General features: G+C 61.1%; 23 protein-coding genes. 18 read left to right on the top strand and 5 right to left on the bottom strand.

The annotated features are described in order from the left end of the window. Positions 1-12: 12 nt before the first annotated feature. Together Q1K31_RS14665 and Q1K31_RS14660 are read left to right on the top strand one after the other, a co-directional pair. Positions 13-438, top strand: a complete 426-nt coding sequence (locus Q1K31_RS14665; protein WP_300381114.1) for a thermonuclease family protein — start codon at positions 13-15, stop codon at positions 436-438. 11 nt (positions 439-449) lie between these two features. Further along, on the top strand, positions 450-620 hold the full coding sequence (locus Q1K31_RS14660; RefSeq protein WP_300381111.1) for a hypothetical protein: 171 nt from the start codon (positions 450-452) through the stop codon (positions 618-620). Positions 621-864: 244 nt separating this feature from the next. Here the strand turns inward: Q1K31_RS14660 and Q1K31_RS14655 are convergent, their stop codons facing one another. Further along, positions 865-1,293 (bottom strand): GNAT family acetyltransferase, encoded by a 429-nt coding sequence (locus tag Q1K31_RS14655; protein WP_300381108.1) that lies wholly within the window; start codon positions 1,291-1,293, stop codon positions 865-867. 283 nt (positions 1,294-1,576) lie between these two features. Here Q1K31_RS14655 and Q1K31_RS14650 point away from each other — a divergent pair, with 283 nt between their 5' ends. The 3 genes from Q1K31_RS14650 to Q1K31_RS14640 are packed head-to-tail and all read left to right on the top strand — an operon-like array spanning position 1,577 to position 4,637. Further along, entirely contained in the window at positions 1,577-2,140 is a 564-nt protein-coding gene (locus Q1K31_RS14650) for an antirestriction protein ArdA (RefSeq protein ID WP_300381106.1), read from the top strand. 5 nt (positions 2,141-2,145) lie between these two features. Continuing rightward, entirely contained in the window at positions 2,146-2,619 is a 474-nt protein-coding gene (locus tag Q1K31_RS14645) for a hypothetical protein (RefSeq protein WP_300381104.1), read from the top strand. Then, positions 2,616-4,637 (top strand): ParB/RepB/Spo0J family partition protein, encoded by a 2,022-nt coding sequence (locus Q1K31_RS14640; protein ID WP_300381101.1) that lies wholly within the window; start codon positions 2,616-2,618, stop codon positions 4,635-4,637. The genes Q1K31_RS14645 and Q1K31_RS14640 overlap by 4 nt, the downstream gene beginning before the upstream one ends. 277 nt (positions 4,638-4,914) lie before the next feature. On the opposite strand, the gene Q1K31_RS14635 is transcribed toward Q1K31_RS14640, so the two are convergent. Then, the gene (locus tag Q1K31_RS14635; RefSeq protein ID WP_300381098.1) at positions 4,915-5,922 is read right to left on the bottom strand and encodes a GSU2403 family nucleotidyltransferase fold protein; all 1,008 of its coding nucleotides are present in this window, start codon (positions 5,920-5,922) and stop codon (positions 4,915-4,917) included. A 595-nt stretch (positions 5,923-6,517) separates the two neighbouring features. Here Q1K31_RS14635 and Q1K31_RS14630 point away from each other — a divergent pair. The 6 genes from Q1K31_RS14630 (at position 6,518) to Q1K31_RS14605 (ending at position 12,403) form a co-directional block, all read left to right on the top strand. Beyond that, positions 6,518-6,841: a DUF736 domain-containing protein gene (locus Q1K31_RS14630; RefSeq protein WP_300381095.1), complete on the top strand. Its 324-nt coding sequence runs from the start codon at positions 6,518-6,520 to the stop codon at positions 6,839-6,841. A 177-nt stretch (positions 6,842-7,018) separates the two neighbouring features. Next, the gene (locus Q1K31_RS14625) at positions 7,019-7,252 is read left to right on the top strand and encodes a helix-turn-helix domain-containing protein (RefSeq protein WP_300381092.1); all 234 of its coding nucleotides are present in this window, start codon (positions 7,019-7,021) and stop codon (positions 7,250-7,252) included. After that, positions 7,249-7,749, top strand: coding sequence for a S26 family signal peptidase (locus Q1K31_RS14620; RefSeq protein ID WP_300381089.1), 501 nt, complete (start codon positions 7,249-7,251; stop codon positions 7,747-7,749). Before Q1K31_RS14625 ends, Q1K31_RS14620 begins: the two co-directional genes overlap by 4 nt. A gap of 219 nt (positions 7,750-7,968) precedes the next feature. Continuing rightward, positions 7,969-9,906: a DUF3363 domain-containing protein gene (locus Q1K31_RS14615; RefSeq protein ID WP_300381086.1), complete on the top strand. Its 1,938-nt coding sequence runs from the start codon at positions 7,969-7,971 to the stop codon at positions 9,904-9,906. Between the two features lie 115 nt (positions 9,907-10,021). Further along, positions 10,022-11,989, top strand: coding sequence for a conjugal transfer protein TraG (locus tag Q1K31_RS14610; protein ID WP_300381083.1), 1,968 nt, complete (start codon positions 10,022-10,024; stop codon positions 11,987-11,989). Between the two features lie 3 nt (positions 11,990-11,992). Further along, entirely contained in the window at positions 11,993-12,403 is a 411-nt protein-coding gene (locus Q1K31_RS14605; protein WP_300381080.1) for a ribbon-helix-helix domain-containing protein, read from the top strand. Positions 12,404-12,425: 22 nt separating this feature from the next. On the opposite strand, the gene Q1K31_RS14600 is transcribed toward Q1K31_RS14605, so the two are convergent. Then, positions 12,426-12,857 (bottom strand): DUF6691 family protein, encoded by a 432-nt coding sequence (locus tag Q1K31_RS14600; RefSeq protein WP_300381077.1) that lies wholly within the window; start codon positions 12,855-12,857, stop codon positions 12,426-12,428. A gap of 3 nt (positions 12,858-12,860) precedes the next feature. Continuing rightward, the gene (locus Q1K31_RS14595) at positions 12,861-13,286 is read right to left on the bottom strand and encodes a YeeE/YedE family protein (RefSeq protein ID WP_300381074.1); all 426 of its coding nucleotides are present in this window, start codon (positions 13,284-13,286) and stop codon (positions 12,861-12,863) included. An 88-nt stretch (positions 13,287-13,374) separates the two neighbouring features. Between Q1K31_RS14595 and Q1K31_RS14590 the strand changes: the two genes are divergently transcribed. The 7 genes from Q1K31_RS14590 to Q1K31_RS14560 are packed head-to-tail and all read left to right on the top strand — an operon-like array spanning position 13,375 to position 20,997. Then, on the top strand, positions 13,375-14,043 hold the full coding sequence (locus Q1K31_RS14590) for a peroxiredoxin (protein WP_300381071.1): 669 nt from the start codon (positions 13,375-13,377) through the stop codon (positions 14,041-14,043). Further along, on the top strand, positions 14,040-14,444 hold the full coding sequence (locus Q1K31_RS14585; protein WP_300381067.1) for a metalloregulator ArsR/SmtB family transcription factor: 405 nt from the start codon (positions 14,040-14,042) through the stop codon (positions 14,442-14,444). Before Q1K31_RS14590 ends, Q1K31_RS14585 begins: the two co-directional genes overlap by 4 nt. A gap of 16 nt (positions 14,445-14,460) precedes the next feature. Next, entirely contained in the window at positions 14,461-15,327 is an 867-nt protein-coding gene (locus tag Q1K31_RS14580) for an MBL fold metallo-hydrolase (RefSeq protein WP_290759931.1), read from the top strand. 33 nt (positions 15,328-15,360) lie between these two features. Continuing rightward, positions 15,361-17,103: a bifunctional protein tyrosine phosphatase family protein/NAD(P)/FAD-dependent oxidoreductase gene (locus Q1K31_RS14575; RefSeq protein ID WP_300381063.1), complete on the top strand. Its 1,743-nt coding sequence runs from the start codon at positions 15,361-15,363 to the stop codon at positions 17,101-17,103. 5 nt (positions 17,104-17,108) lie between these two features. After that, the gene (locus tag Q1K31_RS14570) at positions 17,109-18,917 is read left to right on the top strand and encodes a SulP family inorganic anion transporter (RefSeq protein WP_300381061.1); all 1,809 of its coding nucleotides are present in this window, start codon (positions 17,109-17,111) and stop codon (positions 18,915-18,917) included. Positions 18,918-18,946: 29 nt separating this feature from the next. Further along, positions 18,947-20,317, top strand: coding sequence for an MBL fold metallo-hydrolase (locus tag Q1K31_RS14565; RefSeq protein WP_300381059.1), 1,371 nt, complete (start codon positions 18,947-18,949; stop codon positions 20,315-20,317). Between the two features lie 53 nt (positions 20,318-20,370). Then, positions 20,371-20,997, top strand: a complete 627-nt coding sequence (locus tag Q1K31_RS14560) for a peroxiredoxin (RefSeq protein ID WP_300381056.1) — start codon at positions 20,371-20,373, stop codon at positions 20,995-20,997. Positions 20,998-21,063: 66 nt separating this feature from the next. Here Q1K31_RS14560 and Q1K31_RS14555 read toward each other — a convergent pair whose 3' ends face one another. After that, entirely contained in the window at positions 21,064-21,294 is a 231-nt protein-coding gene (locus Q1K31_RS14555) for a hypothetical protein (RefSeq protein WP_300381053.1), read from the bottom strand. Positions 21,295-21,313 lie beyond the last annotated feature (19 nt).

The raw sequence follows: 21,313 nt of genomic DNA, 5'->3' as shown, positions 1-21,313 counted from the left end.
TAGATAGACCTGATGAGATGGCTTCTTCTCGCCGCCAGTCTCGGCGCCTGTTCATTTGCCCAGTCCGAAGACCGCAAGACGGACGCTTCGATCTACTGGTCCGATGGTGATAGTGGCCGGGTTCATGGCATGGATTTCCGGCTCGGCGATGTCGACGCCCCGGAAACCGGCGGCGTGGGCGCGGCCATTGGCGGGGCGCATTGTGAAGGCGAACGTGAACTGGGCTTCGAGGCGAAAGCCTTCATGACCGAGCTGACGCGGAATGCCGGTCTCGAGATCACGCACCAGGAGCCACCCGACCTTTATGGCCGGGTCGTGATCCGGCTCAGCGCAGATGGGCAGGACATCGCCCGTGCGGGCCTGCGCGAAGGCGTGCTCAAGCCCTGGCCGCACGAAGGGGGCAGGGCGCTTTCTTCGAAGCCTGACTGGTGCGGATAGATGAGGCCGGCATGAGCGACAAGGACAGTGATCGTGAAAAGGCGCAGGATCCGTCAGAGCGCCCGGACTTCCTGATCCTGGGCTGGCGGGATTTCATTGGCCGCCTGGTCTTCGTGTTCAGTTTCCTGGGGTTTCTCACCCTGGTATTCCTCAGCATGACGGGCCTCTGGAGAGCATTCTAACCTTTTCCGGCATCAGGCCTTGATGTGGCGATCACCCCGCGGTTCGCGGGAGCTGATCTGCTGACGGCACGCGCCGCCAGCAGCCCGGCTCGTCTCCGGACCCCCGCGTGGCCCCCTGCCGGGTCCACGCTGCGGCATGCGGGTGTCTCGCCGGTGATCGCGCCAGCCCGCGCGTCCCACTGTCTTGCGCCAGAGGGGTCACGGGCTGCCTGGTCTCAATGGGTGTCTGTCAGACGTATCTGCCCTATGACCGTTCGGGGCCGAGCCATTTTCCGAAGACGCTGACCTCCTGGCGCTCATAACCGAGAGCCTTGTAGACTTCTGCGGCGTCCGTATTGCCGGACCGCACCATGAGGTGAACCTTTGGAATGCGCCGGCTTTGCAGCCAGAGTTCGGCTTCCGCCATCATTTCACGGCCATGTCCATGGCTTCGATGGTCTGGCGTCACGGCAAGATAGTATATCCATCCGCGATGCCCGTCATGGCCGACCATGATGCTGGCCATGATCTCGTCCTGTTTCAGGCCCACGAGCAGGCTCGCCTCGCGGCTTCGTACGGCCAGGTCGATATCTGCATCGGGATCATTCCAGGGTCGCGTGAGCTCGCACATGCTCCAGAGCGCGACGACGTGGTCACGATCCTCCTCCCGAAATTCGCGAATGTGCAAGGTCATGTCAGATCAGCTTGTACGGATTCGGCGGCTGGTGCGCGACCGGCGACCCGTTCCTCCCCGGCGTGCTGACGGGTCCCTTCCAGACGGCGGTGGGCGGACGACCGGTCTGCCCGGACCCGCCGCTGGCGCAAGGCGCCGGAGCTGTGTCCGTATGAAGGCCATGTGAGCGGCCTACCTTGCCGCCTTGCGCCACCGGCTAATTGGTCCGGCCTGCCGGCCTTCTCGCCGCCCACCCCCGCCTGATGCGGGAGGGTCATTTGGGCGGGGAGACGGGACTGACGCCATGCCCACCACGCAACCTTCACCTCCTCTTGGAACAGACACCGCGCCTGCACCTGACAGCCGCCCGCGTGTCTATGTCGCCTGCTTGGCCGCTTACAATAATGGCTGTCTGCATGGGACATGGATCGACGCGACCACGCCGGATGAGATCATGGACGCGGTGCGCACGATGCTGGCGGACTCGCCGCTGCCGGACGCGGAAGAATGGGCCATCCATGATCATGACGGATTCGAAGGCGCGCACCTGTCGGAATATGCGAGCTTCGAGACGGTCTGCGACCTGGCCGATTTCATTACCGACCATGGCAGGCTCGGCGCACTGGTCCACCGCCATTTCGGCGATGACCTCGAACAGGCCCGCGCGGCGTTTGACGATTATGCTGGATGCCACCGCAGCGCGGCGGATTTTGCCGAACGGCTCCACCGTGACACCGGGACGGAAATCCCCACCAGTCTCGAATACTATATCGACTGGCAGGCGCTCGCCCGCGACATGGAGCTCTCGGGCGACATCATGGTCTTCGAGGCCGGGTTTGAAGACGTTCACGTCTTCTGGACGCGGTGAGCGCCATGACATTCACACAGCATTTCGACAGCTTCGCCTGTGAAGGCGACACCATCCAGTGTGACGCGCAGGGCTTCACGGTTACCGCGCGCATCGTGCGCGATGACTGTTCCGACCGCCCTGACGAGCGGCAGGACGGGTTCTGGCCTTCACTCGATATCGGCGATCCGGGATTTATCGGCGCCGGGCGACAGCCGCGCCAGCGCTATGACGCCGCTCTCAAACAGGCCGAAGCTGTCATGCAGGCCTGGAAGACGGATGAATGGTTTTATTGCGGGATCATGCTGTCGGTTCGCGTGGACGACATCCTGATCGCGCCACATGCCGCGAGCCTCTGGGGTATTGAGGTCAACTATCCCGGCTCGGACAATGCCTATCTCACTCAGGTCGCCAATGAGCTTCTGACTGACGCATTGATAACGGGCCGGGAGGCCGCCCAGCGCCTTGCCATGACGCTAAAGCCTTGGGCCGCGACATGAGCGCGGCGCTTTCCCTCGTCGAAGCACTCGGCCCGCGCCCCCGGCTGACGCTGGTCATTGCCGAGGCCCGGATTGTTGAAATCTGGGTCGAGGGCCGCGCGCCCGCGATCAGCCTCCGGGACTATGATTGGGGCGAGACCGACCCCGAACCCTCCCGCGACGGCGATGGCTTTCCCTACACCAAGATCAACTGGAGAGACCCGGCATGGGCGCTCGGTCTCTCGCTTTACCCGCCAGAAAAGGAGACCCCTATGGCACAGCCCGACCTGAAACATATCCCGCTTGATGAACTGCGGATTTCGAAGCTCAACATGCGTAACAGCCGCAAAAAACCGGACGTGTCCGACATCCTGCCGTCGATCCGCGAAAAGGGCGTTCGCCAGACCCTGCTGGTGCGGCGCGAAGGCAAATATTATGGCGTGATCGCCGGACGCCGCCGCTTCTTCGCCCTGAAGGAACTCGAAAAGGAGACCGGCAAGACGCCACTCGTCCCGTGCGCGGTCATGCCCGAAAAGGATGCGGCGAGCGCAATCGCGGCTTCCGTCATCGAGAATGTCGGACGCCTTCCGGCAACCGAGATGGAGCAGTATGACGCCTTCAAGCGGTTGCATGACGAGGGCAGGGCGGTGGACGATATCGCGACCTTCTTCGGGGTGACCGGACTGCTTGTGCGGCGCGTGCTGGCGCTCGCCTCACTCGCCGATCCTATCCGCAAGCTCTATGCCGCAGATGAGATTGACCGCGAGACGATCCGGGCGCTGACGCTTGCGACGCCGGACCAGCAGGCGGACTGGTTACGCCTCTGGCAGAGCGACAACGAACGTGCGCCGATGGGGCGTTCCTGCCGGGCATGGGTGACGGGCGGCACAGCCATCACCACCGACAAGGCGCTGTTCGACCTCGACACCTATGAAGGACAAGTCACAGCTGACCTGTTCGGGGAGCATGGCGTGTTCGCCGATGCGGACCAGTTCTGGAAGGCGCAGTCAGTAGCCGTCGCGGCCCGCATAGAGGCCTATCTTGCGGAAGGCTGGGCCGATGTCGTCTGTCTCGAACGCGGGGCGTATTTCCACCGCTGGGACCATGTCCGGTGTGACCGGGAAGATGGTGGCAAGGTGTTTGTCGAAATCCGCCATGACGGCACGGTGACCTTCCATGAAGGGTATGTATCCGGTGCGGAGGCGCGAAAACGTGATCGCGCAGAGAAGGGCGGTACAGCAGAGCCTGCCTCGATCCGCCCGGAAATGTCCGGCCCGCTTGCGGAATACATCTTGCTCCACCGCCATGCCGCCGCACAGGCAAGCCTTGCCGGATCGCCTGCCATTGCGCTTCGCCTGATGGTCGCGCATGCGATGACCGGGAGTGCGCTCTGGGATGTACGCCCGCATGAAGTGCGGACCCGGAAAGAGGAGACGCAGGCAAGCGTGGAGGCCTCGGCATCGGTGGCGAGCCTTGCAGAACGGACGGCTGATGCCGACGCCCTGTTGAAAGCGCTGAACGTCAATCCCGCTTTCCATCGCAATGGCGATGACTATCGACTGTGCGAGTTGTTTTCGGCTTTGCTCGCCCTATCGGACGCAGAAGTGTTGCAGGTTCTGGCGAGTGTCATGGCGCGCACGCTGGAAGCCGGAAACGGCATTGTCGAGGCCGTACTGCATGTCTGTAGCACCGACCTGGCAGCCTGCTGGGCACCGGACGAGACCTTCTTCGAGCTGACCCGCGACAAGCGCGCGATCAATGCGATGGTCGGAGATATTGCGACGAAATCGCTGGCCGATAGCTGCCGCACCGAGACCGGAAAGGCGCAGAAACAGGTGCTCGCAAACCGGATAAGTGGCCAAGGTTGCGAGGCCCGTCCCGACTGGCGGCCGGGCTGGATGCAGGTGCCGCCAACCCCCCTTGTCGATGGAGCCGGGTCACCGCCCGCCGATGCTTGGGCGCGGATTTCGGGTCTGTTCGAGAGCACGGGAACGGATACAGCCGATGATGAGGCCGTGACACAGTCCGACGCTGCCTGACGGTGCGTCTCCCGTCCAGCAGAGTGCGAGCCGCCCGGTGTCTCTGGCATCGGGCGGTTTTCATGTTTCCGGCTGTGGAGATGGCGGGCGAGATTTGGTGCGATATAGAAACGCCTAAAAAATCGCCCGTCCTGAAGCTGTCTCGAGACATGATCCGCGTGTGCGGAGAGGGGCGATCTCAGCAAGACAGCAAGGCCTATGATCGTGGTGAGCGTGGTGGCTTCAGGTGCGATGCGAGCGTGGTTTGTACGTTGAACAGGCCTGAACCGCGTACGGCTCAGGCCTTCAAGGCGGCTGATGCGTCAGGCAGTTTATCGAGGCTCTCCTCGATGGTTTCGCGCCATTGAGGCCCCGACTCCATGGCAAGCTCGAACGCCGCCTTGAGTTCATACGGCCTGTCTTCGGAGAGGATCGATATCAGAATATCTGCCTGGGCAAGGTCCTTTCTGGCTTTCGCCGCAGAGGTTTCGTGGCGCCGGGCGGCAACGATAAGCTTGTGAATGGCATAGCGTTCCGGGCGCGGAATCTGTACAAGGAGGCCGCTCCGGTAGAGGCCGACCGCAGGGATCGGATCGGCAATCAGGAAGTTCAGGAACGAAAGCGCCTGCGCATAGACGCCCAGCGGCTTGAGGAGAACAATATCCTTCTCTGCAAGCATTTTCGGCACCAGAAAGTCGACCATGGTCCCCCCGCCGGCCATGACCCAGCGTGTGGGTCTGTTCTTGCGGTCCAGACCGGGGGCGGGGGTCAGTTGCAGATCCTTGAACGTCTCTGCGAGAGACGGATCGACTTCATCGTCAATGACAAGCTTGAGGTTCTCGAAGGACGCGATATCGACATCTGATGTGACGCCAAGCGCCTCGGGAAATCCGACGCCCAGCTCTGCGCTATACATGCGAAAGGCATGCGTTCCGACAAGCGTTCCCCCCAGCCGGAACGTGCCGACCCGGGCCATGGCATTGAGCACCTTGCCTGTTTCGCGATCAATCGCGGGAACGCCTGCGGCGCGCAATTGTGCGACCATGCTTGCGCACCGGCGCTCGAACTGCCGCGTATCTTCCGCCGCTTCACGGGCGCGCTCGATATGGTTTCTCAATTCCGGCGAATCCGGGCCGATATATCTGTCGACGACGCGGTCGCCGACCCTCTGGCGGGCATACCAGTATCGATTGCTGTTCGCCGTCTTCAGGAAGGGCGTGCCGCCAAGGTCCGAGACCGCCCGCATCCTGTGCGCCTCGACAAGGTCCTGATAGGTAGTCTGGACTGAAAGTGGATGGCTTTGCATGTCTACCCTACAGTTTTATGTTTTGTAGGGTATATCTGTTCCCGCGACACGTTTCAAGAATGCAGAAGACGGCGTGACCGCGCCGCGTTGGTGGCGTTGGGTGCGAAGGATGCATTTCCTCGAATAGCCAGTAAAGGCGCAGGGTGCCACCCGTTCCGCGGTTTCGTCGTCAGACCGGATTTATCCGGACGGTCACGTGCAGCCAGATTCGCATGCGAGGGGATTCAAGTCGAAAGAGGGGACCATACTGATCGCGGTTCATTCTGCCTGTCTGGATAGCTCTGACACCTGCCGCTGCGGCTCTCATATGCGGCCCTCTTTTCTATCCTGGCATCACCCGAAAGCCCCCTTTGTCCCGTCTCTTGCCGCATGACCTGGACGGCAATCGTCTGGCCCTGAAACCGGGGCGGGCGAAGAAATTTCCTCTGCGCGTTCCGCGCATTCACCGCGAGCCAAATTTCGTCACCGCCCCGGTGCTTCGCTGGCGCTGCGCCCTTTCAGGTTCTGGCCAGCCGATTGGCCGTCCTTCCGGTCCGGCGTCGACGGGGACAAGGGGTTCCCGGAGACCAAGCCAAGGAATGAAAAGGAGATCCCCATGGCAAACGCACTCGGATATGTCAGCGAAACCAAGACCGGCTTCGAAGGCACACTCGCAATGATGAACCTCTCGGCTGCGATCCGCATCGAGAAAAATGCAGAAAAGGCCCAGGATGGCCAGCCGGACTTCCGCATCTATGCCGGAGAAACATCGACGGAAATCGGTGGCGGCTGGATGCGCAAATCAAAGGTTTCGGGACGCGATTATGTCTCGCTGACCCTCGCCGATCCGCAGATCGGCCCGCGCCGGATCTTCGCCAATCTCGCCCCGGTCAAGGGCCAGAAAGGCCGCCATGTCATCCTCTGGAACGCCCGCGACTAGCGCGCCAGCTCCAGTCTCTACAAGCCGCACCGGGTTCCGTCCCGGTGCGGCTTTCTGCGTTTCCGGAAAGGCTTAATTACAGGGTGAAAAATCGCCTTCCCGCATTTTACGGCTCCAGTTTCCAGCACGCCTGTCCAAGAATTTGCGGCATCCGCAAACCAGGAAAGGACGGACAACATGGACACGGATACATCGCAAAATGATGGCTGGACGGAGCTGCTGACGGTCGAGGAGGCCGCGCAATTCCTGCGGCTTCGCCGCTCGACACTCGATCATTATCGCTGCGAGGGCAGGGGGCCGGTCTATCGCAAGCATGGCGCGCGGGTCTTCTATCCCAGGGCCAGTCTCATCGCCTGGTCGGAGCGCAATACATATGCCTCGACCTCGCAGCGTTTGCGCAAACCGGAATGAATATCCGGATCGTCATGATCACGGCGGCGGGGGTTCTGCTGGCGGGGTCGGGCCTGTTTCTGCAGCCGCAGAGCTGGCTTGTCTGGAACCGCACCAGCAGTGCGCCGCAGGGGCTTTACCGGCTGAGCGGCGCGCCCTTCACGCCGGGCCAGTGGGTCGCCGTCTCCAGCCGGAGCAAGGCCGGTGCGTGGGCTGAAGCGAACGGTTTCGTGGGCAGGGACTGGCCGCTTTTGAAGAGAATCGTTGCGGTCCAGGGTGCGGAAATCTGCCGGATTGGTGCCGATATATTCATTGATGGCGTATGGGCCGCCACCGCGCTTGAGGCGGATTCCCGGGGCCGTGAGCTGCCGGTCTGGCGCGGCTGTCATGTGCTGGACAAGGACGAAATCTTCCTTCTGAACGCTCATCCCCGATCGCTGGACGGGCGTTATTTCGGGGCCACCTCGATCGAGGATGTGGACGGCGTTGCCATCCCCCTGCTTCTGATCGGCGGCTAGAGCGCGGCAAGGCCATGCAAGGGAATAGAAGCGTGGGCCAGGGGCAGGATTTCGGACCCGGCAGGGCAAGATCAAAGGCCTGGCGCCAGGCCCTGCCTAACGCCCTCTCTGTACATCGATTTTCAGGCGCCCTTTGTACCGGGTCGAGACGCGCGTGGTGTGTGAGGTTCGCCCGTGGCTGCTGGGAATTCAGCGGGCGCCTGGTGAGAGGAGACGGGTTTGCCGGTCGATGATGACTTCACACCGCGTCTCGGACGGATCAGGGATCGGGGACGGGGCGGGGGCAAGCGGTTTTCGAAGCAGCTCCGGAAGGCCACTGCAAAGCTGGGTCCAGCGCGGAAGAGGCGCGGCTATACGGGCCGGCGGCTCGGGCGTGGCGGCGCGGTCGCGCGGCAGCTCGAGTTCCGGCGCCAGAGACTGGCCGCTTTCCGCATGCGGCGCGTTATCGTCAAGTTCCATATCGCGCGGTCGGGACGGGGCGGGGGTGCTGGCGCCTTCCGGGCCCATATCCGTTATATTCAGCGCGACGGTGTGGAGCGCGATGGCCGGGGCGGTGAGCTCTATACACGTGAAGGCGAACCCCCGGCTGCTTCAGGCTTTCTCGACCGCAGTGAAACCGACCGCCATCAGTTCCGCATTATCGTGTCGCCCGAAGACGGGGGTGCGCTTGGCGATCTGCGTGAGATGACACGGGACCTGATGGCCCGGATGGAGCGTGATCTTGGCACGCGCCTCGACTGGCTTGCGGTCGATCATCACAATACCGGTCATCCCCATACCCATATCGTCGTTCGGGGAAGGGATGCGCGGGGCCATGACCTGGTCATCGCGCCGGACTATCTGAAATCAGGGCTTCGTCAGCGCGCCTCGGACCTGGTGACGGAAAGGCTTGGACCGCGGCGGGATCTCGAGATCGCGCGGTCACGCAATGCGGAGATCCGGAAGGACCGGCTGACGGCGATCGACCGCGCGATCCTGCGCGATGTTGAAGATGGCATGGTGGATGTCTCACCTGCCGCTTCAAGTGAGGCGGCACGATTTGAACGCAGCCTCCGACGTCAGCGGCTCGCACACTTGCGAGCGCTTGGTCTGACAGAGCAGGTGACCGGGCAAAGATGGAAAATGAAGTCCGGATGGGACGATGTGCTGGCGGAGATGGGACAGCGCAACGATGTCATCCGGACGCTGGCGCACCGGTTTGGCCGCCAGGATGGCCTCGAACGCCTGGCGACCTTTGATCCCAGCCGGGCCGGCGCGCGCGTGCTGACCGGCACAGTCCTTGCGGCCTTGCCGGAGGACGAGTTGCGTGATCGCCGCTCGCTCATTCTCGAGGACTTTGACGGCCAGAAATGGCTGGTGGATCTTGGCGATGCTGAACCCGGCGCCATTCCGCCGGATGGGGCGGTTGTCAAGGCCGGACCTCGACAGGCGCGGGCCAGAGCATCCGACCGTACAATTGCCGGTATTGCGGAGCGCACCGGTGGGCTCTACTCAGAAAATCTTCATGCCGAAGCCGACCCCACATCGACCGCGCGCTTCCGGCACGCCCATGTCAGGCGCCTCGAAGCGCTTCGCCGGGCCGGCCTGGTCGTGCGGATGCCCGATGGAAACTGGACGATCCCGGAAGACTATCTGGGCCGCGCAGCGGCATTTGAAAGGGAGCGGCAGGGCGGGGTCGATTTCAGGGTACGTTCATGGCTTTCGCTGGACCAGCAGGTCACGCGGGACGGTGTGACCTGGCTTGATGATATCTCAGGTGAAACCCGGGGCCAACGCCTTGTCGCTGCCCGGAAAGCCCGGATCGAGTGGCTGCGGGAGAGGGGGCATCTTGCACCCGGTGAGGAGACACTGGACCTGGGTGTCCGTGGTCAGCTTGCTCAGCGAGAGCGGTCTGCAGCCATTGCGCGGATCACGCAGGCATCGGGGCGTGAAGCAGTCGACCTCCAGACCGGGGACGCAATGCCTGGACGCTATGAACGGGCGATCGATCTGGGCCCTGGCCGGTTTGCGCTCATCGGCAATGCCAAACAGTTTGCACTTGTCCCCTGGCGGGCCGAAATCGAGCGCCATCGCGGGCGCGACCTGCTCGCCCGGCGGACCGCCAGAGGTGTTTCCTGGACGTTTGGCTCCGGCCGGCACCGCGGCCTGTCGCGCTAGCCCGTTGGGTGACTTTGCATCGCTTTGCGCAGCCTGTCCGCGTGTCCGTCTGTTCAGGACAGCAGAAGCCAGGCGAGAATACGGTTTCCCAGATCCAAGCCTTGAGAAACTCATCATGCGCCCCGGAAAAATCCTGCTCGGCCAGGTCCTCACCGTCTTCCTCCTGATCCTCCTTGCCCTCTGGGGCGCGACGCAATGGACAGCCCATATGTTTGGTTATCAGCCAGCCCTGGGACATCCGTGGTTCAGCCTTGGCGAGACCCCGATCTACAAACCCTGGCGCCTTTTTCAGTGGTGGTATGCCTATGAGGCCTATGCGCCGGACGTGTTCGCCCGTGCGGGCCTTATCGCCTCCTCCGGCGGACTGCTTGGGATCCTGGCGGCTGTTATCGGCTCGGTGATCCGCAGCCGTGATGCAGCGAATGTCACGACATATGGGTCGGCGCGGTGGGCAAAGACCCGGGAGCTGAAAAAGCATGGGCTACGCGCAAAGGCGGGTGTGTTCCTGGGAAAGACCCGTCAGGCCTATCTGCGCCATGACGGTCCCGAACATGTCATGGCGTTCGCGCCGACGCGATCTGGCAAGGGTGTTGGCCTGGTTGTGCCGACCCTGTTGTCCTGGACCGGAAGTGCGGTCATTCACGACATCAAGGGGGAGAACTGGGACCTGACCTCCGGATGGCGCTCCGGCTTCTCGACCTGTATCCGGTTCGACCCAACCGACCGGAATTCGCCGCGTTACAACCCACTCCTGGAGGTCCGGCGCGGCGAATGCGAGGTTCGCGATGTCCAGAACATTGCCGATATTCTCGTGGATCCGGAGGGCTCGCTTGAACGGCGCAATCACTGGGAGAAGACAGGGCATGCGCTCCTGGTGGGCGTGATCCTCCATGTTCTCTATGCCGAAAAGGACAAGACGCTTTCAGGCTGCGCGAAATTCCTGTCTGATCCCGGCCGGACCTTTACCGCAACGCTCACCCGGATGATGCGCACCAGACACCTGGTCGACGCGCGTGAGGGAAGTTCAGTTCATCCTGTCGTGGCGCAGGTCGCGCGGGATCTCCTCAACAAGGCCGAGAATGAGCGCTCAGGTGTACTATCGACCGCTTTGAGTTTCCTGGCGCTCTACCGCGACCCGGTGATTGCGGCCGTGACGTCCGACAGCGACTGGCGCCTTGCAGATCTTGTCGAGGCCGAGCGGCCTGTCTCGCTGTATCTGGCGTGCCCGCCCTCCGACATGTCACGGACCAAACCCCTGATGCGCCTGATGCTCAACCAGATCGGGCGCCGGCTGACGGAAGAGTTACCGGTGCCAAACCGGCGCCGATTGCTCATGATGCTGGACGAGTTTCCTGCCCTGGGGCGGCTGGACTTTTTCGAGACCGCGCTTGCCTTCATGGCAGGCTACGGAATCCGGAGCTTTCTCATCGCCCAGTCCTTGAACCAGATCGAGAAGGCCTATGGACCCAACAATGCGATCCTGGACAATTGTCATGTCCGCGTGGCCTTCGCGACGAATGATGAGCGCACGGCGAAGCGGATATCGGAAGCGCTCGGCACCAAGACCGAACTCCGGGCGCAGAAGAACTATACCGGCCACCGGCTCGCCCCATGGCTCTCGCACATGATGGTCTCACGCCAGGAAACCCAGCGCCCGCTGATGACGCCCGGGGAGGTCATGCAGCTGCCGGCCAGCGATGAGCTTGTCATGGTCTCAGGTGCACCGCCCGTTCAGGCGAAGAAGTTACGCTATTTCAGGGACCGCAATTTCACGCGCCGGGTACAGCCTCCGGCCCCTGTTCGGGTGGCCTCCGCAAAGCGCGCACATGACTGGTCGGGGCTGGTTCCCAAAAAGGATGCCATGTCCAGTGATCGTCTTGCGCCTGATGGTCAGGGTGAAGGCGGGCTGGAGGTTACCCCGAAACTTGCGGAGGCACAGGAGATAAAGAAATCCGGGCCCGAGCTTGCTGCGGACCTGGTTGAGGAGGATGGTCTGGAGCCGGCTGATGCCAGGCATCTGGACACCATTCGCACCGCGGCTGCGCTGGATCTCGCCGACCCTGACACTTTGCCGGATTTCTGAGCCATGCCCAAACCCCGTATCAATCTGCGTCTTGCTCTCGATGTCTACGCCAGGCTCGATGAGGCGACGCAGCGTCCCGGCTCCACCAAGTCGGCGATCATCGAGCAGGCATTGCGAGAGTATTTCAATCCAGAAACGAGGATCGGATTGGAAGAGCGCTTTCTGGCGCGGCTGGATGCATTCGACCTTCGCCAGGGCGAGATCGAACGCGATGTTGGATTTACGCTCGAAGCGCTGGGACAGTTCGTCTTTTACTGGCTGACACGAACAGACCCCATTCCCGAAGGTGAGCGGGCGGCGGCGCATGCACTTGGACAGCGGCGGTTCGACTACTTTGTTGAGCAGGTGGCGGGTAAGCTCGGAAATGATCGTGGTGTGGCTGCCAGACTGAACAAGCCGTTGGCCGAGGAATGAAGCCTTAGATTGCCTCCGCGTGCTATGTCGATTGCAGTAATGTCGATTTATGAAGCGCTTCAAACAGGACCATTCCCGAACTCATCATGACGAGAAACAGCGCCGCGTCCCATCCGCCAATCGTGATGGCCGCAATGGCCGGGCCTGGGCACAGGCCGACGAGGCCCCAGCCGAAACCGAACAGCAGGGCGCCAATGGCGAGCCTTTTGTCGATCTGGCGGCTGGACGGCACCTGGAAACGATCCGCTAAAACCGGTTTGGCGCGTTGCCAGGCCGTCCGGTAGCCGATGGCTGTCACGATGAGGGCGCCGCCCATAACAAAGGCGAGCGACGGATCCCAGTCTCCGAAAACGTCAAGAAAGGCGATGACCTTGGCCGGGTTGACCTTCTGCGAGATGACAAGCCCCAGGCCGAAAATGAGCCCGGCGAACAAGGCGGTAATATTGCGGGCCATCAGCTAGCCTCCGAAAAGGGGTTTGACGAGAGCGACCGTGGCCATTCCGGCGCCCATGAACAGTGCCACCGAGACCATCGAGCGGGAGGAGAGGCGGGACAGCCCGCACACGCCATGACCACTTGTGCAGCCAGACCCAAGCCGTGTGCCGAAGCCGACCAGCAGCCCGCCCGCGACGATCAGGGGCCAGCCCGCGTCCAAGTCGAACGCGATTCCTTGACCGCTGGCGGCCAGCCATGCGGGCGCGGCGAGGACCAGTCCTGCGACGAAAAAGACGCGCCAGGTCCGGTCACCGCGATCCGCGAACACCATACCGGAGAAAAGGCCGCTTATGCCCGCGATCCGGCCGTGCAGTGCCATGAGCAGAACCGCTGAGACGCCAATCAATGCGCCGCCGATACTCGCGCTCAGGGGCGTAAAATTTTCCATACTTGTCTCTCCGTGGTGGATAGCCAGATCAAATCAATTGACACATCTGTATAATGTAATATGTAAATTGGCAATCAAGGATTATCTGATGAGCGACACAATGGATCTTTCCCGCACGGACGACGCGAAACTGCCCTCTGCCCGTATCGGGGCGACGGCGCCGGATTTTGTTGCGCGGACCACAGAAGGCTCGGTCCAGCTGTCCGGCTATCGGGGGCGCTGGCTGGTCTTTTTCTCGCATCCGGCTGACTTCACGCCGGTCTGCACCTCGGAATTCATCGCGTTTCAGAAGCAGATCGAGCGGTTTAATGATCTGGAGTGCGACCTGCTCGGCCTGTCGGTCGACAGCCTGTATGCCCATCTCGCCTGGGTGAAGGATATCGAGGCGCGTTTCGATGTGCGCATCTCCTTTCCCATCATCGAGGACATTTCGATGTCGATTGCCCGGGCTTACGGGATGATCCATGACGAGTCAGACTCCACGGCGTCTGTCCGGTCGGTCTTTTTCATCGATCCTCAAGGCGTGATCCGTGCGATGGTTCATTATCCGTTGGCGGTGGGCCGTTCGGTCGGAGAAATTCTCCGCGTCCTCGCTGCACTTCAGACATCGGACACGGACAACGTGTCCACGCCGGAAGGGTGGATGCCCGGCGATCGTCCCGTTCTGTCAGCGCCGAGCAACATGCATGAGGCCGACGCCCGTAGCACCGGAGATGGCGCAGCCTGGTACTATACGCTCCGGGGAGTGGATCAATGACACCGGACAACGAGGACATGCTGCCTTTGGCCGAAGACACGACAATGCTGCTAAAGGCGCTGGCGCATCCGGTCCGCCTGATGATCTGTTGTCAGCTGCGCGATACTGAGCTCTCGGTCAGTGAGATCGAAGAGGCGATCGGGATCCGCCAGCCGCGCCTCTCGCGCGAACTCTCCAAGCTGCGCGAGGAGGGTCTGGTGGAAACCCGGCGCGAAGCGAAGTCCATCTATTACAGGCTGTCGGACGCCTCACGCGCCGGCGCCATGGTCGATGCGCTTTGCGCTGTCATGCTCGACAAGGTCGTCCCTGGCGCGAAGCCGCTCGGCCGTGTCGCGCGGGAGGGGTTCATTCAGAAGAATTTAAGCGATGGCTCGGGCCATTTTGCCCGTGTTCTCAACTGAAAGAAGGAACAGACCCATGAACACACCCACCGTTCAAGGGTTCTTCGACGACACCACAAACACGATCAGTTACGTCGTCTGGGACCCCGCGACCGAGAAGGCCGCCGTCATCGATGCATTACTGGACTTTGACCAGGCTTCGGGCCGCACGAAAACAGACTCGGCTGACAGGCTGATCGCCTTCGTCAGGGAGAAGGGCCTGGAGGTTGAATGGGTGATCGATACCCATGTCCATGCCGACCACTTGACCGCGACGCCCTATGTTCGCGAACAGCTTGGCGGACAAACAGGGATCGGCGAACATATCGCCACTGTCCAGAAGGTTTTCGGCGAGATTTTCAATGAAGGACAGGCGTTCCACACCGATGGCAGCCAGTTCGATCATCTCTTCAAGGATGGCGAGACCTACAGGCTCGGCTCGATTGAGGCGAAGGCGATCCACACACCGGGCCATACGCCTGCCTGCATGAGCCATGTCATCGGCGATGCTGTTTTCGTCGGCGATACGATCTTCATGCCGGACTTCGGCACCGCGCGCTGCGACTTTCCCGGCGGGGATGCCGGCACGCTCTATGACTCGATCCAGAAGCTGTTTGCGCTTCCGGATGAGACGCGCATCTTCCTGTGCCACGATTACAAGGCGCCGGGGCGCGACGACTATGTCTGGGAGACGACGATCGGCGAAGAGAAACACTCCAACAAGCATGTCAAGCAAGGCACATCGCGCGAGGATTTCGTAAAGATGCGCACCGAGCGTGATGCAACGCTTTCCATGCCGAAGCTGATCCTGCCATCGGTTCAGATCAATATGCGTGCAGGTGAAATGCCGCCCGCCGAGCCGAATGGCAAGATCTACATGAAGCTACCCATCAACGCACTGTAATAGCCGGTAATCCTGAAGCGGGAGGACGACCCAATGGATATCAAGACTATTGCGCCGGACTTTTCGGTGTCACCCCAGCTTACCGCGCAGGATGTCGGCCTGGCCGCCTCGAAAGGCTATCGCGCCATCCTCATCAACCGGCCTGATGGCGAAGCGAGCGAGCAACCCAATCACGAGGAGATTTTTGCGGCAGCAGAAAGGCATGGGCTCAATGTCCGATATATACCTGTCACGCCAGGTGACATCACCCGGGCCGACGTATCGAATTTCGCGACAGCCATGCGTGAACTGCCCGCCCCGGTGCTGGCCTATTGCCGCACGGGCACACGATCCGTCAGCCTTTGGGCCCTGTTACAGGCAGGCCACCTGTCTGCGGACTCAATCCTCAAAACGGCGTCGGATGCCGGCTATGATATATCAGGGTTGAAAGATCGTCTTTCGGCGGAAAATGCTGCGGGCAGTTCAGTCGGCGCGCGTGCTTCACGCATTCATGACGTGCTGATTATCGGCGGCGGCGCAGCGGGCATTTCGACGGCTTCCAGCATTCTCAAGCGGCGTGGCGAGACCGATACCGCCATCGTCGAGCCGAAGACAGAGCATTATTATCAGCCAGGATGGACGCTTGTCGGCGGCGGGGTCTTCAGCCGCAAGCAGACCGAGCGGCCAATGGACTCGCTCATGCCTGAAGGTGTGAAGTGGATCCGGTCGGCCTGTACGGGTTTCGAGCCTGACCGCAATCAGGTCGTCCTCGAGGATGGAACGCGCATCGGCTATCGCATTCTTGTGGTGGCGCCCGGCCTTAAACTGGACTGGGAAGGTGTCGAGGGGTTGCGCGATACGCTCGGCAAGAATGGCGTTACCTCGAACTATCTGTTCGACATGGCACCTTATACCTGGGAGCTGGTTCAGTCACTGAGGGGGGGCAAAGCGCTCTTCACGCAGCCGCCGATGCCGATCAAGTGTGCGGGCGCCCCGCAGAAGGCGATGTACCTTGCCTGCGATGCCTGGAAGAGGCGCGGTGTCCTGAAGGATATCGACGTCAGCTTCCACAATGCGGGTGGCGTTCTTTTCGGTGTGAAGGAATATGTCCCGGCGCTGATGGAATACATCAAAGCCTATGGCATTGATCTCGCTTTCAATCAGACGCTCGTCGCGGTCGATGGCCCTGCGAAAAAAGCCTGGTTCGATGTAAAGGATGCCGAGGGCAATGTGACCCGGCAGGAACACTCCTTCGACATGCTGCATGTCTGCCCGCCGCAGACAGCGCTCGATTTCGTCGCGAAAAGCCCGCTGGCCAATGATGCCGGATGGGTCGACGTCGATGCAGAGACCTTGCAGCACAAACAGTATGGCAATGTTTTCGGCCTCGGCGATGCCGGGTCCACGCCCAACGCCAAGACGGCGGCCGCCGTGCGCAAGCAGGCGCCTGTCGCCGCTCACAACGTCGTCCGCGCACTCGATGGCCAGGCGCCCACGGCTGTTTATAGCGGGTATGGCTCGTGTCCGCTGACAGTGGAGCGTGGCAAGATCGTGCTGGCCGAATTTGCTTATGGCGGAAAACTTGAGCCGACCTTGCCCAAGTGGATGTTGAATGGAGAGAGGCCGACGCGTGCGGCCTGGTTCCTGAAAGAGAAGATGCTGCCCTGGATTTATTTCGACATGATGTTGCGGGGCAAGGAAACGCTCGTGACCCATGAAGTGCTGCCGCATCGTCCGGCCGCACATGAGGCTCAGGATGCTGGAGATGGCAACGACACGACAGGCAAGGCGGCCTGACCCGAATGGTGTTCCGCCCATCCCGCTATCTGCCGATCCTCGAATGGGGGCGCGACTACCGCCGCGAAACGCTGGTCAATGACCTGATCGCGGCGGTGATCGTCACGATCATGCTGATCCCGCAATCTCTCGCCTATGCGATGCTGGCGGGACTGCCACCCGTTATCGGGCTTTATGCGTCCATCCTGCCGCTCATTGCCTATGCACTCTTCGGGACCAGCCGGACGCTGGCGGTCGGGCCTGTCGCGATCCTCTCGCTGATGACGGCCGCCGCGGCGGGAAAGGTCGCCGCGCAGGGGTCGGAGGCCTACATACAGGCGGCGCTGATCCTCGCCTTCCTGTCGGGGGTGATTCTTCTGGTGCTTGGCCTGTTCCGGATGGGTTTCCTGGCGAATTTTCTGAGCCACCCTGTGGTGTCCGGCTTCATTACCGCATCGGGCATTATCATCGCGGCCTCCCAGCTCAAGCACATCCTTGGTGTCGAGGCGGGCGGACACAATCTTTTCGAGATTGTGATAGAGCTCGGCGCGAGTCTTGACGATATCAATTTTCCAACCCTGATCATCGGGGTTGCGTCACTCATTTTCCTGTTCGGCTCACGCAAGTATCTGAAGCCAGCTCTCATTAAGGCTGGATTGCCTGAAAAAGCTGCCGCCATCCTGACCCGGACAGGGCCGGTCTTTGCCGTCATTGCAAGTATACTCGCCGTGGCCCTGCTGCGCCTCGACGAGGAGGGGGTGCGTATTCTCAGAGAAGTGCCGCGCGACCTGCCGTCTATCGGGTTGCCTGCCTTTGACCGGGATGTGTGGATGCAGCTTGTCGGGTCGGCCGCACTGATCAGCCTGATTGGTTTCGTCGAGTCCACTTCGGTTGCCAAAACGCTTGCCGCCAAGCGCCGTCAGCGCGTCGACCCGAACCAGGAGCTTATCGGCCTGGGGGCTGCCAGTATGACCGCCGGCATTTCGAGCGGGTATCCGGTCACCGGGGGGCTCGCCCGTTCAGCCGTGAACTTCGACGCCGGGGCCGAAACGCCAGCGGCAGGCGCATTCACGGCGGTCGGCATCGCCCTCGCGACACTCTTCCTGACGCCGTATCTCTATTTCCTGCCGCAGGCTGTACTTGCCGCAACGATCATCGTTGCAGTGCTGTCCCTCGTCGACCTCAAGGCCATATGGCAGGTCTGGACCTATTCGCGGTCCGACTTCGCGGCCATGGCGGCGACAATTTTGGTGACGCTACTCTCGGGTGTTGAACTTGGTGTGACGACCGGCGTAGCGCTGTCGCTCTTCCTGCATCTCTACAATACCAGCCGTCCACATTTCGCGCTGGTCGGACAGATGCCGGGCACGCACCACTTCCGCAATGTGAACCGCCACAGTGTCGTGATTTCGGACCAGGTACTCATCATTCGGATCGATGAGAGCCTGTACTTTGCAAATGCCCGTTTTCTGGAAGACACCGTTTACTGTGTGCTCAGTAACCGGCCGGACCTGGAGCATCTTGTGCTTATGTGTCCGGCTGTGAACCGGATTGATGCGAGTGGGCTGGAAAGTCTCGAAGCGATCAATCTTCGCCTGAAGGATGCGGATGTCACGCTCCACTTGTCTGAAGTGAAAGGGCCGGTCATGGACCGGCTGAAACGCTCGCATTTCCTCGAGGAGCTGACCGGTAATGTGTACCTCAACACATACGACGCAATGGAGGATCTGGACCTTGAAACTGTCCAGATGGCTTTCAGCCGCGACGCAAAGACGACCACGCCGGATGCCATTCCTTGTCCATCGTTGAGAATGGCCGGCCTCGAACGCGCCTAGCAACTTCACCCCAATCAAGGAAAATCAGAATGTTTCTCAGACAGATTAAGACAGAAGGCCTCGCTCATTTTTCCTATATCCTGGGCGATGGCGGCTTGGCTGCGGTGATCGATCCGCGCCGTGACATAGGCATCTACCTTGATATCGCCCGTGCCAATGGCGTTCGCATTGCCCACATTTTCGAGACACACCGCAATGAGGATCTCGTTTCCGGTGCACGCGCGCTGGCGGATGTTACTGGAGCCACGGTCTATCACGGCCCGAATGCAGCAGGAAAAATCCCTTACGCCGGGACAGTAACCGAGGGCTTCTCCGCGGACATAGGCACGCTGACACTCAAAGTTCTGGAAACACCGGGGCATACGGATGATTCCATATCCATCGTTATTCTTGACGATGGATATACCGACGGCGCTGTCGGCGTATTTACGGGTGACGCCCTGTTTGTCGGCGATGTCGGACGCACCGATTTCTACCCAGATCGGGCCGAAGAGGTTGCCGGCAAGCTCCATGACAGTTTGCAGAAATTGCTCGCACTTGGCGACCAAACAATCCTCTACCCGGCGCATGGGGCAGGCTCTGTCTGCGGATCCGGCATGGCTGCGCGGGAATTCTCCACGATTGGGCATGAGCGGCGCAACAATCCGCGCCTGCAGATTGAAAGCCGCGAGGCGTTCATCGCTGCCAAGACAGCCGAGCATCATTATCAGCCACCATATTTCAGGCTGATGGAACAGTTAAACCTTAGCGGTGCGCCGGCCTGCACTGCCCCTGCGTCCCTACAGATGCTGCCGCTTTCGGCCCTCAGGCAGAAGGCGCCTCGACATCTTCTCGATGTCCGTTCTGTGCTGGCTTATCTTGGCGGTCATATCGAAGGGAGCCAGGCGCTTCCGGTCTCGATGATCGCGGCTTTCGGCGGATGGTTTCTTGGTCGCGACGACAGCATCGCCCTGATAGCGGAGTCCGTGGAAGAAGCCGAAGTTGCATCACGGCATCTCTGCCGGATCGGGTTCGATAAAATTGTCGGCGCCGCGCTTGCGCCGGTGGGCATGGCGGCCGGCGGCGAAAAACTCGGTGCGATCCCGATTGTAGATGCGGTCGAGGTGGCCCAGCGTCTTGAGAACAAGCAGGACTGGGCGCTGCTGGATGTGCGCTCGATCGACGAGTTCGAGGCCGGCCACATTGCAGGGGCGCGGCATTGCTATGCCGGAGATGTCCTTGCCGCCTGTGATGGGCCTGTGCTTCCTGCTCGTGTCACGGTCATGTGCGGCAGTGGTGCCCGCGCCACGCTCGCGGCGTCGGCTCTGAAGCGATGCGGCCAGAGCGGAGTGGACGTCTTCATGGGGTCCTATTCAGCGTGGACCGCAGAGGAACGCCCCACGAAAAGCAGCGTGGCCTGACAAATAGCAAACAGATTTCCTCCCATAGACACTTAACAGAAAAGGACCGTGTCATGTCTTTGAGAATTGGTGATACAGCGCCGGACTTCACTATACCGACGACGAAAGGCGATATCTCCTTCCATGAATGGGCGGGTGACAGCTGGGTCTTCCTGTTCAGCCACCCGGCTGACTTCACGCCCGTCTGCACGACAGAAATGGGCCGTACATCGCAGCTGGCCGATCAGTTTGACAGGCGCAATACCAAGCCACTGGGACTGTCGACCGATAGTGTCCAAGAGCACATCAAATGGATCGATGATGTCAATGAGACCCAGAATACAGACCTCGCTTTCCCGATCATCGCCGATACCGAACACAAGGTTGCCCAGGCTTATGAAATGATCCATCCTGGTGAGAGCGAGACAGCTGCCGTCCGCTCCGTCTTCATCATCGATCCGAACAAGAAGATCCGTCTTACAATGACCTACCCGATGAGCGTTGGTCGGAACTTCGACGAAATCCTGCGGGTGATCGACGCTCTGCAGACCGGCGACAAGTACAAGGTCGCCACGCCGGCGGACTGGCTGCCCGGCAGCAAAGTGATCATTCCACCGTCAGTGACAAATGAGGCTGCCCGAACGCTGTTTCCCCAGGGCTGGGATGAAGTCCGACCGTATCTGCGCCTGACGGAGGTTTGATAGGCACAAGCCAAGGGCCGCGCCACATCGGTGCGGCCCTTCTTCTTGATATGACAGGTCTTGAAGCTACGAGGCCAGCAGGGCCATGGCAAACGCAGCGCAGCGCAGGAGAATTGTCGCTATCGCGGTGACGGAATACCGTGAGGATAGGCGGCCGGCGAGAAAACCCACGATAGCTACGGCAGCGCTGACAACCCAGAACGGGCCTGGCTGGAAAACGCCGAAGACGGCCCAGAATGTCAGGGACAAGCCAAATGAAAGACCTGTGGCCAGCAGACCATGGATCAGAGTGCGCATAGCTGCACCTCACCTTTCA

Source organism: Henriciella sp. (assembly GCF_029936995.1).
In the GTDB taxonomy this organism is placed as follows: Bacteria; Pseudomonadota; Alphaproteobacteria; order Caulobacterales; family Hyphomonadaceae; genus Henriciella.
The sequence above is the reverse complement of the archived record's forward strand: the minus strand, read 5'-3'. Positions and strand labels throughout refer to the sequence as shown.

Coding starts and splice junctions, on each gene's coding strand:
- Q1K31_RS14660 (WP_300381111.1), top strand. CDS start 450: ATGAGCGACAAGGACAGTGATCGTGAAAAGGCGCAGGATCCGTCAGAG.
- Q1K31_RS14570 (WP_300381061.1), top strand. CDS start 17,109: ATGGTGTTCCGCCCATCCCGCTATCTGCCGATCCTCGAATGGGGGCGC.
- Q1K31_RS14605 (WP_300381080.1), top strand. CDS start 11,993: ATGCCCAAACCCCGTATCAATCTGCGTCTTGCTCTCGATGTCTACGCC.
- Q1K31_RS14585 (WP_300381067.1), top strand. CDS start 14,040: ATGACACCGGACAACGAGGACATGCTGCCTTTGGCCGAAGACACGACA.
- Q1K31_RS14600 (WP_300381077.1), bottom strand. CDS start 12,857: ATGGCCCGCAATATTACCGCCTTGTTCGCCGGGCTCATTTTCGGCCTG.
- Q1K31_RS14650 (WP_300381106.1), top strand. CDS start 1,577: ATGCCCACCACGCAACCTTCACCTCCTCTTGGAACAGACACCGCGCCT.
- Q1K31_RS14655 (WP_300381108.1), bottom strand. CDS start 1,293: ATGACCTTGCACATTCGCGAATTTCGGGAGGAGGATCGTGACCACGTC.
- Q1K31_RS14640 (WP_300381101.1), top strand. CDS start 2,616: ATGAGCGCGGCGCTTTCCCTCGTCGAAGCACTCGGCCCGCGCCCCCGG.
- Q1K31_RS14560 (WP_300381056.1), top strand. CDS start 20,371: ATGTCTTTGAGAATTGGTGATACAGCGCCGGACTTCACTATACCGACG.
- Q1K31_RS14620 (WP_300381089.1), top strand. CDS start 7,249: ATGAATATCCGGATCGTCATGATCACGGCGGCGGGGGTTCTGCTGGCG.
- Q1K31_RS14645 (WP_300381104.1), top strand. CDS start 2,146: ATGACATTCACACAGCATTTCGACAGCTTCGCCTGTGAAGGCGACACC.
- Q1K31_RS14630 (WP_300381095.1), top strand. CDS start 6,518: ATGGCAAACGCACTCGGATATGTCAGCGAAACCAAGACCGGCTTCGAA.
- Q1K31_RS14665 (WP_300381114.1), top strand. CDS start 13: ATGAGATGGCTTCTTCTCGCCGCCAGTCTCGGCGCCTGTTCATTTGCC.
- Q1K31_RS14595 (WP_300381074.1), bottom strand. CDS start 13,286: ATGGAAAATTTTACGCCCCTGAGCGCGAGTATCGGCGGCGCATTGATT.
- Q1K31_RS14575 (WP_300381063.1), top strand. CDS start 15,361: ATGGATATCAAGACTATTGCGCCGGACTTTTCGGTGTCACCCCAGCTT.
- Q1K31_RS14555 (WP_300381053.1), bottom strand. CDS start 21,294: ATGCGCACTCTGATCCATGGTCTGCTGGCCACAGGTCTTTCATTTGGC.
- Q1K31_RS14635 (WP_300381098.1), bottom strand. CDS start 5,922: ATGCAAAGCCATCCACTTTCAGTCCAGACTACCTATCAGGACCTTGTC.
- Q1K31_RS14625 (WP_300381092.1), top strand. CDS start 7,019: ATGGACACGGATACATCGCAAAATGATGGCTGGACGGAGCTGCTGACG.
- Q1K31_RS14590 (WP_300381071.1), top strand. CDS start 13,375: ATGAGCGACACAATGGATCTTTCCCGCACGGACGACGCGAAACTGCCC.
- Q1K31_RS14580 (WP_290759931.1), top strand. CDS start 14,461: ATGAACACACCCACCGTTCAAGGGTTCTTCGACGACACCACAAACACG.
- Q1K31_RS14610 (WP_300381083.1), top strand. CDS start 10,022: ATGCGCCCCGGAAAAATCCTGCTCGGCCAGGTCCTCACCGTCTTCCTC.
- Q1K31_RS14565 (WP_300381059.1), top strand. CDS start 18,947: ATGTTTCTCAGACAGATTAAGACAGAAGGCCTCGCTCATTTTTCCTAT.